Raw genomic sequence first — 12,062 nt, forward strand, 5'->3', positions numbered from 1 at the left:
ATCCCCTTTTTTATGTCCAAATCAATCCGCCCGCTTTATTTCATTATTCGGAAATAGTTTTGTATATTTGCTGCATAAAAATGGAGTTTATGAAACAGACAGTATTTTCGTGGATTCAGATACTGGCGGGCTGTACCATACTGGCCGCCGGCTTTGTCTTCTTTATCAACCCTTACAACATCGTGCCGGGAGGAGTATATGGCGCAAGCATCGTGCTGCACAACCTTTTCCCGTCAATCCAGGTGGGTACTTTCGGATACATGTTCGACATTCCCCTGCTCATACTGTCCGTCATTTTTCTCGGCGCAAAGCTGGGAGGAAGAACGATTGCGGCCGCACTGACCACTCCCCTGCTCATGAACCTGATTTCCAGACTCGCATACCCCAGCAAAGAAGCATTGCAGGCGCTCGATCCGGCACAGCTGCTGGGAGGAAGTATGGACTTGTCCGAGCATCTGATGCTTACCTGCATCATCGGTTCCGTACTGATAGGAATTGGAACCGGAATCGTCATACGCAATCAGGCAACCACCGGCGGAAGCGACATCGTGGGAATGTTTCTTCAGAAATACTGCCACATCCGGTTTTCGCACGCGATTCTGTTTGTTGACGGAACGGTTGTGTGCTTCGGACTGCTTGTCATCGGATTCGGAATCGGCAGCGCAGACGGCTCTTCGCAACCTTCATGGCATCTGTCCTTCTATTCGTTGATTGCCATCTATATCATATCCCGTGTCATTGCATACGTCATAAACGGATCAAAGAACGACAAGCTGATTTTTGTCATCAGCGACAAAAAAATGACTGAACTGCATGACTATATCCTGAAAGACCTCGACCGCACGGCAACATACATCAAAAGCAGCGGACTGTATTCAGGAGCAGACAAAGAAATGCTTTTTCTTGTTGTCAGCTACAAGGAAGTGGCGGGCGTGAAACTGAAGATCAAGCAGGCCGATCCGCGGGCCTTCGTCGTGGTCACAGACGCTTACGACACTTTCGGAGAGGGCTGGAAACAGCTTCCCTCGCCCAACGAAATCACTCCCGAATAAAAAAGCCGGATTGGGCGGCATGCGGTATTCCCGATAAATTTGTCAAACTGGCCTTAAAGAATGATGCAATCAGCAATTTAAGATAACGGGTAATTTTGATCAAGATAACGGGTAATTTCAGGTAAAAGACCGCGGTCTTTTGATCAAGATGACGAATCATTTTTCAACCTGTCCAATTGCGGCACTTTCATTTCCGTATGTCTGAAGAAAAGCATATATTTGCGTCCGCCGTAAACGAAGAACAAGCAGATTTATGAATAAAGCCCATCATTGCCTTCTGTGTCTGGGATCCAACTCCAATGCCGAACTCCATCTGAAACAGGCGGAAACGGCGCTGGGATTTCTGTTTCCCGACATCCGGTGGGGAAAGGCCGTAAACACTTTGCCCGAAGGGGACCAGTCGAAGACGCCAAGCTACCTCAACCGGATTGCCTGCTTCAGGACAACCCTGGAAGCAAACGAGGTTGCCCGGATCTGCAAGGAGATAGAAAGGGAAAACGGACGCACTCCCGAAGACAAGGACAAAGGGCTTGTCCCGTTAGACATCGACCTGCTCAAGTATGACAACCGGGTGCTGAAACCCGCGGATCTGAGCAAAGACTACGTGCGAAAGGCTATGGAAGCCTTCCCTGACAAACGTAAAGACCGGATCAATAGATCCTGACATATCCCAGCCGCGTATAGCGCACCCCGTGCGATTCATAATGCGCCAGCACCTTAGCCGATTTCACCCGCAGCACTTCGTACCTGTTCACTTTCCGGCTCCGGCAACTGAGGGCATTGGGAGTCAGGCTTCCGGCGGCGGCTTTTATCAGAAACGTGAAGCGGTTGCCGTCACGGTCGGCCGCCAGCACGTTCTGGTCTACAAAGAAGTCCGGCTTATAGGTATCCACCTGAAGGCGCACGTTAAGCACAGTCAGTTCCAGGTCTTTCAGCCTGTCGCCGACATTTCTGACAAATTTGCTTACCGAAGAGATGCGGGGCTTGTGGACCGTAAACTCGAAATGGACGATGACAAGAAAACCGGCCAGCTCCTTCAGACGGTCATATTTCTTGCTGCTTGCCACAAACTTGTTTGCAAGCCAGTACACATACGACGGGTCAATGTAAGAAATCTCAGAAAGATGCTTGCCTTTGTATTTTCCGAACGGAATGACAGTGTCTGATTCGGCATAAAAAGCTTCAAGATCGGAACCGGAAGCTATGTCAAGCCCCACATTGCAGTTTTGCAGCAAGGCAAACGCACGGTCGACCGACTGGTCAAACACAACTCCCAGCGTGCGGACAAAGACCGGAACTTCACGCTGCGCAAACTTCCGCCACAAAGCATAATAAGGGCGGTATTTTGTAGCCAGACTGATCAGGTATACCCCGTTGTCACACGTCCTTCCCCGATTGAATGTGCCGATCCGCTCCAATTGCTTGCCGGCAATTTCCGGGGCCAAACGATATAGTTCATCATTCCATCCCATCTGCTCTCCTCCTTTTCGCCAAGATAAGAAAAAAAATCCGCAAAAGCAAACAATCCGCCAATCGATATTCCCCATGGACTGCAAAAGCACAGGCATTGCAGCAGCAAAACATTTTGCATTTAAAAATAAAATTCATACATTCGTGTCCGATAACGGAAAAAACGAATTTACTACCTACGATAAAAACACAACAATCATGAAAAAGTTTATGGACGAGAATTTCCTGCTGCAAACTGAAACTGCTCAGGATCTGTATCACAACCATGCCGCCAAACTGCCGATCATCGACTACCACTGCCACCTGGACCCGAAGATGGTGGCCGAAGACTATCAGTTCAAGTCAATCACCGAACTCTGGCTTGGAGGCGACCACTATAAATGGCGGGCCATGAGAAGCAACGGCGTAGAAGAACGCTACTGCACGGGGGACGCTTCCGACTGGGAAAAGTTTGAGAAATGGGCGGAAACCGTTCCTTATACGCTGCGGAATCCGCTTTATCACTGGACGCACCTGGAACTGAAAACGGCTTTCGGAATCACCAAGACCCTGAATCCGGATACAGCGCGCGAAATATTTGACGAATGCAACGCCAAACTGGCGACACCCGAATTTTCCGCACGGAATCTGATGAGGCGTTACCGCGTAGAAACCGTGTGCACGACCGATGACCCTGCCGACTCGCTCGAATACCACATAGCCACCCGCAAGAGCGGATTTGAAATAAAGATGCTGCCTACCTGGCGTCCGGACAAGGCCATGGCAGTGGAGGTGCCGTCCGAGTTCAGAGCCTACATGGAGAAACTGTCCGAAGCCAGCGGCATCCGGATTTCAACGTTCGGCGACATGATCGACGCATTGCGCAAACGGCACGCATTCTTTGCCGAACAAGGATGCAAGCTCTCTGACCACGGCGTAGAAGAATTCTATGCAGAAGACTATACCGAAGCGGAGATCAAAGCCATCTTCGACAAAGTATACGGAGGGACAGAGCTGACCCGCGGCGAAATGCTGAAGTTCAAGTCGGCCATGCTGGTTGCCTTTGCCGAAATGGACTGGGAAACAGGATGGACCCAGCAGTTCCACTACGGAGCCATCCGAAACAACAACACCAAGATGTTCAGGCTGATCGGTCCGGACACCGGCTTTGACTCGATCGGCGAGTTTTCAACGGCAAAGTCCCTGTCCAAATACCTCGACCGGCTGAATACGGAAGGGAAACTGACAAAGACAATCCTGTATAACCTCAATCCATGCGCCAACGAAATGATTGCCACAATGATAGGCAACTTCCAGGACGGATCGGTACCCGGAAAGATACAGTTCGGTTCCGGCTGGTGGTTCCTCGACCAGAAGAACGGCATGGAAAAACAGATGAATGCCCTTTCGCTCCTCGGACTGCTGAGCCGCTTTGTGGGCATGCTCACCGACTCGCGGTCGTTCCTTTCCTATCCGCGCCATGAATATTTCCGCCGCACATTGTGCAACCTGCTCGGAAACGACGTGGAAAACGGAGAAATTCCGTTCTGCGAGATGGCACGCGTACGGCAGATGACAGAAGACATCAGCTACTATAACGCAAAGAAATTCTTCCAGTTCTGAAACGTAACGTTCCGAGAGATGTCCGAGAAATGCAAGAACAAGATCCATTGCTTCCTGAGGCCGGCAACCGTTGCAGACATTCGTGAGCTTCGCCGGCTTTTTCAGGATACCGTCCTCACTGTCAACGCAAAAGACTATACGCCGGAAGAAGTGAAGGACTGGGCTTCATGCGGCGACAGCACGGCGCATTGGGAAGACCTGCTGTCGCGCTTCCACTTTCTTGTTGCGCTGAACGCCGGCAAGCAGATCGTGGGCTTCGCATCCGTCAACGGCGAAGGCTATCTGCACTCCATGTTCATCCACAAGGACTGGCAGCGGAAAGGCATCGCCTCCGCCCTTCTCTCGGAAATGGAATCTTATGCAGGCGGCCGGGGAGCTGGCGAAATCATTTCAGAAGTCAGCATCACGGCACGCCCGTTTTTCGAGCGGCAGGGCTACACGGTAAGGAAACAACAGAGAGCCCGTGCGAACCGGCTTGAACTGACTAACTTCGTAATGACAAAAAAATTGCAGAAATGAATTACACTACTCTCCGGAAACGGCTGTCGGGCAGACTTCACGAAGACGACATTCATGAAATCACTTTTTATGCGCAGGGCATAGAGGATGAACCCGTGAAGTCCGCCCTTTATACCCTGCTCTTCGATGAAGACAAACGGATAGCGGAGAATGCGGCATGGGTATTCGCACACTTCGACCTCCACAGCAACCAATGGCTTTACCCCAGGCACAATGAACTGATCGACGAAGCAATGCGCACGCCAAGCGGCACGAAACGCCGCCTGCTGCTCGGCCTGCTGTTGCGCCAGCCGTTTACGGAAAACGGTTTCCGGACAGACTTCTTCGACTTCTGCCTGAGATGCATCGTGGCATCGGATGAACCGACAGCCGTCAGATGCCTTTCCGTAAAGCTGGCCTGCGAACAATGCAAATTCTCTCCCGAACTGCTTTCCGAACTCCGGACAACATTGGAGATGCTCGAACCGGAATCACTGTCCGCGGGAATGAAAACGGCACGAAGAAACACGCTGAAGTCAATCAGCGGCCTGATCAAAGCCCGCTAACTCCTCTGCACCGGAAAGATTCCAGTTGCAGACTTTCATGTCCACACAGCCGTTTTTCCGGAACACAACCCCCTCTCCTCTCAGCAAACCGGCCTGTTCCGGCCAATGAGGCGCTGTTCTGCCCTGACTGTTCACCACACGATGGCAGGGAAGATGCAGACTGTCCGCAGCTTCAGACAACAGCCTTCCTACCAGCCGCGGGCAGCCGGGCCTTCCGGAAAGCCATGCTACCTGCCCGTATGTCAGCACTTTCCCGCATGGAATGGACGCAACCACATCATACACGTCTTTCCTGAAATCGGAACGTTCGTTACCAGCCATAATCAATCCTCACACTGCTTTTCATTTCAGACGCAGTCCGCCGGAAGCGTCCCGCGCAAATTCTACCGGAAGCACCACCCACACATTCACGGCTTTTCCTTCGTGCCGGCCGGGAATCCAACGGGGCATTTCCGAAACCACACGCACCGCTTCCTTGTCCAGATACGGATCCAGCGAACGGGCGATGCGCACTTCGCCTACACTGCCGTCCGACATTACAGCCAGACGGACTACAGCTTTTCCTTCAATCTCCTTCCCAGCCTCCGGTCCGGGATAACACAGATGGCCGGAAATGTACCTTCTCAGCTCTTCCTGTCCTCCGGGAAAAGCCGGCATTTCCTCCACGAGTTCGTAAATCTCTTCGCAAGGAGAGGGACGACGCTCCACACTGCTGCCCGGCAAATCGGAAACGGTAACAGTGTCGTTCCGGGTCACATCCTGCCGAAGCACAGATGCGTCCGCGCCCGCTGCCGGCCGGTGCTGTTTCCGGCAAGCCCCCACTCCGCTTCCCGCCGCGAGCACCAGCAAGACAGATATGATTTTCAACGGATCCATCGTTTTCATGTCCTTCAAGGTTGATGAAATTGATACGTCCAAATGTAAGCAAAAGAATCCGTTTTTCCAACCATCGGACAGGCTTTCTGTCATGCCATATCCGCACCAGCCTTTACCACAGGAACTTTCACAGTCTTATGAAACGGTATCATGGCCGAAAGAACAGCCAGCAGAACGGCAGCCAGCAACAGGTAGCCAAACAGGATCTTTATGCCCAGCAGCAAGCCTTGATCCTGCAAGATGCCGTAGAAGCCGGCATTTGTCAGCAAGAGCGGACCGTCATACCCTCCGTGGCTGGCAGCGGCATCCTGTATGGCTATATTCTTGCGCGAAGCCTCTATCCCCGAATGCAGCACGTCTTTTGCCCCCTTTGCGTCAAGCAGCGCAGCGTTCGCTTCTTCCAGCCGGATCCGGAATTCGGCATCTTCCAGCACCAGCAGCGTATCTCCGCGGTGCACATACTGATGCTCGGTGAAGCAAACCTTCTTGACATACCTTTCAACAATGTTATTTGAGCCTTATGCCAACCGCACGGCAGCTTTTTTACCTTATCTTTGCACCGCCGACAAACAGATCGGCATGATTCTATAAACTTTATAACAGCAAAAAAGAATGAAAGTATTATTGATTAACGGAAGTCCGCGGAGCAAGGGAAACACCTGCATCGCCCTGACAGAAGCGGCGAAAGCCTTGCAAGCAAACGGAATAGAAACGGAAATGATCTCTATCGGCACAAAGGCCGTGCAGGGATGCATCGCCTGCAACCGCTGTGCGGAGCTGGGCAGATGCGTGTTCAAGGATGAACTATATAATAAGGTAAGGGAAAAGCTGGAAACGGCAGACGGCATCATAATCGGCTCGCCGGTCTATTATGCCGGACCGAACGGCTCGCTCTGTGCGCTGCTCGACAGACTGTTTTATTCCGCATCGTCTTTGCTGCAATACAAACCCGCGGCATCGGTGGCCGTATGCCGGCGCGGAGGAGCGAGCGCCACGTTCGACCGACTGAACAAGTATTTTACAATCAGCAACATGCCTGTCGTAAGTTCACAATACTGGAACAGCGTACACGGACGGCTGCCGGGTGAAGCCTCGCAAGATGCCGAGGGATTGCAGACCATGCGCACGCTGGGAAACAATATGGCATGGATGCTGAAAAGCCTGAAGAACGGAGGACAGCAGGTGCCTGAAAAAGAAAAAGGCATCATGACGAGCTTCATACGCTGACACGGAAGGATGTCCTTTTCAGCTTCTACGGAAACGGGTTGCGGAAGGCCAGCAGGGTCCGGAGTGCCTTGCCGCAATTATTTTTCACGAAAAACAACCGCCGAATAGAATATCTGAATATTTCTCAGTATCTTTGCAGGCATTACGAACATTTTTTACATTACACAATATGCAGGAAAAAATTATCATCCTTGACTTCGGCTCACAGACCACACAGCTTATCGGACGCCGTGTGCGTGAACTGAACATGTATTGCGAAATTGTTCCCTACAACAAGTTTCCTCATGACGACCCGTCGGTTATCGGCGTCATCCTCTCGGGAAGCCCTTTCTCCGTATACGACGAAAAGGCTTTCAAGGTTGATCTGACAGGCATCCGGGGCAAATATCCCATTCTGGGCATCTGCTACGGAGCACAGTTCATGGCGTATGTCAACGGAGGAAAAGTGGAACCGGCCAACACCCGCGAGTACGGGCGCGCGCATCTGGCGGAATTCGACAGCCAGAACCCGCTGCTGAAGGGAATCCGCAAGAACTCGCAGGTATGGATGAGCCACGGCGATACCATCACGGCTCTTCCGGACAATTTCGGAATAATCGCTTCGACCGACAAGGTTGCAGTGGCCGCTTATCAGGCAAAGAATGAAAAGCTCTGGGGAGTGCAGTTCCATCCGGAAGTTTACCACACGGAAGACGGAACGCAGATTCTGAAGAACTTTGTGGTTGACATCTGCGGAGGAAAGCAGGACTGGAGCGCGGCCTCGTTCATCGAAACTACGGTTGCAGCCCTGAAGGAACAGGTGGGCGACGACAAAGTGGTGCTCGGACTGAGCGGAGGCGTTGACTCGTCAGTGGCAGCCGTATTGCTGAACAAGGCTATCGGGAAAAATCTGACCTGTATCTTCGTGGATCATGGCATGCTCCGCAAAAACGAGTTCAAGAACGTGCTGCACGATTATGAGTGCCTCGGACTGAACGTGATCGGCGTGGATGCCAGCGAAAAGTTCTTTACCGAACTGGCCGGAGTGACCGAACCGGAACGCAAGCGCAAAATTATCGGAAAAGGCTTCATCGATGTGTTCGACGAAGAGGCGCACAAGATAAAGGACGTGAAGTGGCTGGCGCAGGGAACAATCTATCCCGACTGCATCGAATCGCTCTCCATCACCGGAACCGTGATCAAGAGCCATCACAATGTGGGCGGCCTGCCTGAAAAGATGAACCTGAAACTCTGCGAGCCGCTGCGCCTGCTGTTCAAGGATGAAGTGCGCCGCGTAGGACGCGAACTGGGAATGCCGGAACACCTGATTACCCGCCATCCTTTCCCGGGACCGGGTCTGGCTGTCCGCATTCTGGGCGACATCACACGCGAAAAGGTACGCATCCTTCAGGATGCCGACGACATCTTCATCCAGGGCCTGCGCGACTGGAAGACAAAGGACGCCGACGGAAAAGAAACGTCACTTTACGACCAGGTATGGCAAGCCGGAGTCATCCTGCTTCCCGTGCAGAGTGTGGGCGTGATGGGCGACGAACGTACTTATGAGCGTGCGGTTGCCCTGCGTGCCGTAACCAGCACTGACGCTATGACAGCCGACTGGGCGCACTTGCCTTACGATTTCATGGCAAAGGTTTCCAACGACATCATCAACAAGGTGAAAGGGGTAAACCGCGTATGCTATGACATTTCGTCAAAACCGCCTGCCACAATCGAGTGGGAATAACATTTTCCCGCTCTTGACGCAATAAGGAAAGGTGCGCCGGAAACTGGTTCAGACCAGCCCGGCGCACCTTTTTTCCATTTCAGCCGGACGGCGCTCGCCTTATTCCCGGACAGGATCCGGATTCCCGGCAGAAGGCTTGCCGGCAAAATACCGTTTCGCCTCCCCTCTCAGGATAACTTTGGATATGTCTATCCCCGCAGCTTCCGCCTCCGAAATCACACCTTTCGCAACAAGCCGCCTGCCTATCAGACGGAAATATCCTTCCTGCGTGTCCTTCAGCCGTCCGTCTTCCGTAAACGACCACATGAAATGCTTCGGCCTTGGAATGATGGAAGCCAGGAAGATGGATTCTTCCAGCGTAAGGGCGGAAGGGCGTTTCGCAAAATAATAGTCTGCCGCCTCGCATATTCCATAAACCATCGGCCCCCACTCGGCTATGTTCAGATACACTTCATACATCCGCTCTTTCGATGTCAGGCGGCCCGTTTCAATCACCCAGACAATCAGCGCCTCTTCAAGCTTGCGCGCCAGATTCTTGTTGCGGTTCAAAAACACATTCTTCACCAGCTGCATCGAAATGGTGCTCCCTCCCCGTGCGAACTTGCGTTTCTTGAGATCGTAAATCATCGCCTCGCGCAACGCGTCGGTCAGAAAGCCCTGATGATAGAAGAAGGCTCCGTCTTCGCTCTGGAGTACAGCCGTCTGCATGGTCAGGGGAATGCTGTCGAGAGGCACAAAGTGATTCCACGAAGGTCCCACGGCAAAAGTGCGCACAGGACTCCCGCCTTCATAGGCCGTGTATTCAAACTCTCCGGACATCTTCCGCAGATCCGAACGGCCGAACTGAAGAATCCTGAAATCTTTTGACTCCAGCCGCGAGTCAAACTTCAGGCTGTCAAGCAAAGAAAAATCTACGTCAACGAATCCCCTGTACGCCAGTTCGCCGCTCACACGCATACCGTCCAGATGCTCGAACAGTCCCTCGGGAAGGGACGAAAACAGTTCGTCGGCAGGAAACCACGGCTTGTTGACCGAAGCTGTAAAATGCCAGCCGAAAATGCCTTCCGCAGGCTGACCGTTCTTCTCCGCCCGCAAAAAAGGATGAAAAGCCAGCTTGTTGAAGCGGACCGTGCTGGCACTGTCAAGCTCAACGGCGTCCTTCTCCACAGAAATCCGGAAATCAATCGCTCCGTCATTCAGATTGACCGCCGAGGGAGAAAGCCTCCAATGACAGACTTCCAGACCTGCCACCTGCGCCTGGCCCGACAAGCGGACGCTCTCTCCTTTCCGCTCCTGCACAAACCGGCAGTACAGACTGTCGAACTTAATTTCCGCTCCCAGCCGCCGCTTGAGGTAAGGTACGGTCAGGTCGGGCGCGCTGACAGAAAGCGCAAGCCTGCGTTCCGCCGAATTGACTTCTCCTTTTGTCTGCCAGAGTTGGGTGTGCCCGTCTTCTTCAAAGGCAACCTTGCTCTCAAAACGATGGTTGCGGATGACAAACTCCGGGATGCTGAGCCGCACGGAATTGCTGTCTTTCCGCTCAGCGATGTCAATATCCGTCAGCCGGGCATCTGCCGGAAGCAGATCAAACAAGGCATCCAGCAGCAGTTCCGTCTTGCGCGCATAATCCGTTTCCGCGTGACTCCCGGCTGTCCCGGACTGATTCACGAACAGGAAATCATAGTTGGCCGCTTCCTTTTCCTTGAGGAAGTTTACCCTCAGGCCGTCCATGCTTACGCGTTCCACGTCCACCCTTCCGGCCAGCAGCTTCCATGCGCTGAGCTCCAGTTTGAGCGAGCGGAGGGCCAGCAGCGTATCTCTCTGCCTGGGAAGCACATACAATCCTTCCAGCGAAACCTCGTCCAGTCCGTCAAACTGCAATTTGCCGTAGCCGATGTCAATCCGCATCCTTTCCTCCAGACCTGCAATCTTCTTGTCCGCCACATTCCGCAGAAACTGGCTGCGGAAAGCGAAAAGAACTGCACATACGGCCAACGCCGATGCAGCAGCGATTATCCCTATTTTCCGTTTCTTTGAAATCATTTTCCAATGCTTCTAAAAATCCACATCGATGCAAATATAGTCCATAAACGGCAATATCGCACACCGGCCAAACACATTTCTCGGCAAAAGACAAGAAGATTTCAAAAAAAGACGTATCTTTACATCAGATTCAATAACCAATAAAATTTTTAGATTATGGCAAAAAGAAGAATGTTGAAAAAGAAAATTAATGATATCATAGACATTGCAGCAGGATTGTGTCTGATAGAAGCCGCCAGGGCATCGGGCGAAAAGCGCAAAGAATACGGCAAGCTCTTCATGGACATTGACGACATGCGGGATGAAATCATAAAGAGAATCAGCCATACCGAACCGGGAAGCGTGAAGCTTTTCTACAAGAAGCTGCAGGATGATTTCGATAAAGGCATGATCGGATTTTTCGCCAAACTCGAAGAACTGGGAAAGGACGAGTGATATGAAACAGGCTGTCTGCCGTTTCATCTATCACAAGCTGCTGGGATGGAAGGCAAAGGTAAGCGTTCCGGACTTCAAGAAATGTATCATCTGTGCCGCACCGCACACGACAAACTGGGACCTGATCATCGGAAAACTGTTTATCGGAGCCATCGGACGTGAATCCGGATTCCTGATGAAAAAGGAATGGTTTTTCTTCCCGCTGGGAGCGATATTCCGAAGCATGGGAGGGATACCGGTTCATCGCGGGAAACACACTTCACTGGTCGACCAGCTGATCGAACGGGTGAAGCAAAGCGATACGTTTCATCTGGCCATTACGCCGGAAGGCACACGGTCGGCCAATCCCGACTGGAAGAAGGGTTTCTACTACATTGCTTTAGGAGCCGGGATTCCGATTGTACTCATAGGCATCGACTATGAAAAGAAATGCATCTTTGCCGACAAGTATCTCATACCCAGCGGGGACATCGACAAAGACATGAAAGACATCAAGCTCTATTTCAAGGATTTCAAGGGGAAGCATCCCGAGAAGTTCGATATAGGGATGGTACAACCGTCTTGAAGCGC

General features: G+C 52.1%; 13 protein-coding genes and 1 pseudogene. 9 read left to right on the forward strand and 5 right to left on the reverse strand.

Annotated elements, in window-relative coordinates; all coding sequences use genetic code 11:
• Nucleotides 1-89 precede the first annotated feature (89 nt).
• Complete coding sequence (locus NW212_RS04550; RefSeq protein ID WP_258337456.1) at nt 90-1,052, forward strand: YitT family protein; 963 nt, start codon at nt 90-92, stop codon at nt 1,050-1,052.
• 253 nt (nt 1,053-1,305) lie between these two features.
• The gene (locus NW212_RS04555) at nt 1,306-1,716 is read left to right on the forward strand and encodes a 2-amino-4-hydroxy-6-hydroxymethyldihydropteridine diphosphokinase (RefSeq protein WP_258337457.1); all 411 of its coding nucleotides are present in this window, start codon (nt 1,306-1,308) and stop codon (nt 1,714-1,716) included.
• Here NW212_RS04555 and NW212_RS04560 read toward each other — a convergent pair.
• The gene (locus NW212_RS04560; protein ID WP_258337458.1) at nt 1,703-2,524 is read right to left on the reverse strand and encodes a hypothetical protein; all 822 of its coding nucleotides are present in this window, start codon (nt 2,522-2,524) and stop codon (nt 1,703-1,705) included. The two genes, NW212_RS04555 and NW212_RS04560, sit on opposite strands and share 14 nt — an antisense overlap.
• A gap of 196 nt (nt 2,525-2,720) precedes the next feature.
• Between NW212_RS04560 and uxaC the strand changes: the two genes are divergently transcribed.
• Genes uxaC through NW212_RS04575 form a run of 3 tightly spaced genes read left to right on the forward strand, consistent with a single transcriptional unit; the run spans nt 2,721 to nt 5,188 of the window.
• On the forward strand, nt 2,721-4,124 hold the full coding sequence (uxaC, locus tag NW212_RS04565) for a glucuronate isomerase (RefSeq protein ID WP_258337459.1): 1,404 nt from the start codon (nt 2,721-2,723) through the stop codon (nt 4,122-4,124).
• An 18-nt stretch (nt 4,125-4,142) separates the two neighbouring features.
• Entirely contained in the window at nt 4,143-4,643 is a 501-nt protein-coding gene (locus NW212_RS04570) for a GNAT family N-acetyltransferase (RefSeq protein WP_258337460.1), read from the forward strand.
• Entirely contained in the window at nt 4,640-5,188 is a 549-nt protein-coding gene (locus tag NW212_RS04575) for a hypothetical protein (RefSeq protein ID WP_258337461.1), read from the forward strand. The genes NW212_RS04570 and NW212_RS04575 overlap by 4 nt, the downstream gene beginning before the upstream one ends.
• Here NW212_RS04575 and NW212_RS04580 read toward each other — a convergent pair.
• The 3 genes and pseudogenes from NW212_RS04580 to NW212_RS04590 all read right to left on the reverse strand — a co-directional run.
• Nucleotides 5,159-5,509, reverse strand: a complete 351-nt coding sequence (locus NW212_RS04580) for an MGMT family protein (RefSeq protein ID WP_258337462.1) — start codon at nt 5,507-5,509, stop codon at nt 5,159-5,161. The genes NW212_RS04575 and NW212_RS04580 overlap by 30 nt on opposite strands.
• A gap of 21 nt (nt 5,510-5,530) precedes the next feature.
• Complete coding sequence (locus NW212_RS04585; protein WP_258337463.1) at nt 5,531-6,073, reverse strand: energy transducer TonB; 543 nt, start codon at nt 6,071-6,073, stop codon at nt 5,531-5,533.
• A 293-nt stretch (nt 6,074-6,366) separates the two neighbouring features.
• Nucleotides 6,367-6,558 (reverse strand): annotated as a pseudogene (locus NW212_RS04590) (biotin/lipoyl-binding protein); the annotation flags it as partial.
• A gap of 118 nt (nt 6,559-6,676) precedes the next feature.
• On the opposite strand from NW212_RS04590, the gene NW212_RS04595 reads away from it, so the two are divergent.
• Together NW212_RS04595 and guaA are read left to right on the forward strand one after the other, a co-directional pair.
• Complete coding sequence (locus tag NW212_RS04595) at nt 6,677-7,291, forward strand: flavodoxin family protein (RefSeq protein WP_258337464.1); 615 nt, start codon at nt 6,677-6,679, stop codon at nt 7,289-7,291.
• A gap of 169 nt (nt 7,292-7,460) precedes the next feature.
• Nucleotides 7,461-9,014 carry a glutamine-hydrolyzing GMP synthase gene (gene guaA / locus NW212_RS04600; RefSeq protein WP_258337465.1) on the forward strand — a complete coding sequence of 518 codons (1,554 nt, stop codon included), beginning with the start codon at nt 7,461-7,463 and terminating at the stop codon, nt 9,012-9,014.
• A 99-nt stretch (nt 9,015-9,113) separates the two neighbouring features.
• Here guaA and NW212_RS04605 read toward each other — a convergent pair whose 3' ends face one another.
• A complete protein-coding gene (locus NW212_RS04605) occupies nt 9,114-11,057 on the reverse strand; it encodes a transglycosylase domain-containing protein (protein WP_258337466.1) in 1,944 nt (647 codons plus the stop codon).
• Between the two features lie 156 nt (nt 11,058-11,213).
• On the opposite strand from NW212_RS04605, the gene NW212_RS04610 reads away from it, so the two are divergent.
• Complete coding sequence (locus NW212_RS04610; RefSeq protein WP_258337467.1) at nt 11,214-11,492, forward strand: hypothetical protein; 279 nt, start codon at nt 11,214-11,216, stop codon at nt 11,490-11,492.
• A 1-nt stretch (nt 11,493) separates the two neighbouring features.
• Nucleotides 11,494-12,057, forward strand: coding sequence for a 1-acyl-sn-glycerol-3-phosphate acyltransferase (locus tag NW212_RS04615; RefSeq protein ID WP_258337468.1), 564 nt, complete (start codon nt 11,494-11,496; stop codon nt 12,055-12,057).
• Nucleotides 12,058-12,062: the final 5 nt, after the last annotated feature.

The organism is Bacteroides sp. ET225, from assembly GCF_024733745.1.
In the GTDB taxonomy this organism is placed as follows: Bacteria; Bacteroidota; Bacteroidia; order Bacteroidales; family Bacteroidaceae; genus Phocaeicola; species Phocaeicola excrementipullorum.

Bases quoted from the DNA above. Each gene is read 5' to 3' on its own strand.
- NW212_RS04550 (WP_258337456.1), top strand. From the start codon at position 90: ATGAAACAGACAGTATTTTCGTGGATTCAGATACTGGCGGGCTGTACC.
- NW212_RS04555 (WP_258337457.1), top strand. From the start codon at position 1,306: ATGAATAAAGCCCATCATTGCCTTCTGTGTCTGGGATCCAACTCCAAT.
- NW212_RS04560 (WP_258337458.1), bottom strand. From the start codon at position 2,524: ATGGGATGGAATGATGAACTATATCGTTTGGCCCCGGAAATTGCCGGC.
- uxaC (WP_258337459.1), top strand. From the start codon at position 2,721: ATGAAAAAGTTTATGGACGAGAATTTCCTGCTGCAAACTGAAACTGCT.
- NW212_RS04570 (WP_258337460.1), top strand. From the start codon at position 4,143: ATGTCCGAGAAATGCAAGAACAAGATCCATTGCTTCCTGAGGCCGGCA.
- NW212_RS04575 (WP_258337461.1), top strand. From the start codon at position 4,640: ATGAATTACACTACTCTCCGGAAACGGCTGTCGGGCAGACTTCACGAA.
- NW212_RS04580 (WP_258337462.1), bottom strand. From the start codon at position 5,509: ATGGCTGGTAACGAACGTTCCGATTTCAGGAAAGACGTGTATGATGTG.
- NW212_RS04585 (WP_258337463.1), bottom strand. From the start codon at position 6,073: ATGAAAACGATGGATCCGTTGAAAATCATATCTGTCTTGCTGGTGCTC.
- NW212_RS04595 (WP_258337464.1), top strand. From the start codon at position 6,677: ATGAAAGTATTATTGATTAACGGAAGTCCGCGGAGCAAGGGAAACACC.
- guaA (WP_258337465.1), top strand. From the start codon at position 7,461: ATGCAGGAAAAAATTATCATCCTTGACTTCGGCTCACAGACCACACAG.
- NW212_RS04605 (WP_258337466.1), bottom strand. From the start codon at position 11,057: ATGATTTCAAAGAAACGGAAAATAGGGATAATCGCTGCTGCATCGGCG.
- NW212_RS04610 (WP_258337467.1), top strand. From the start codon at position 11,214: ATGGCAAAAAGAAGAATGTTGAAAAAGAAAATTAATGATATCATAGAC.
- NW212_RS04615 (WP_258337468.1), top strand. From the start codon at position 11,494: ATGAAACAGGCTGTCTGCCGTTTCATCTATCACAAGCTGCTGGGATGG.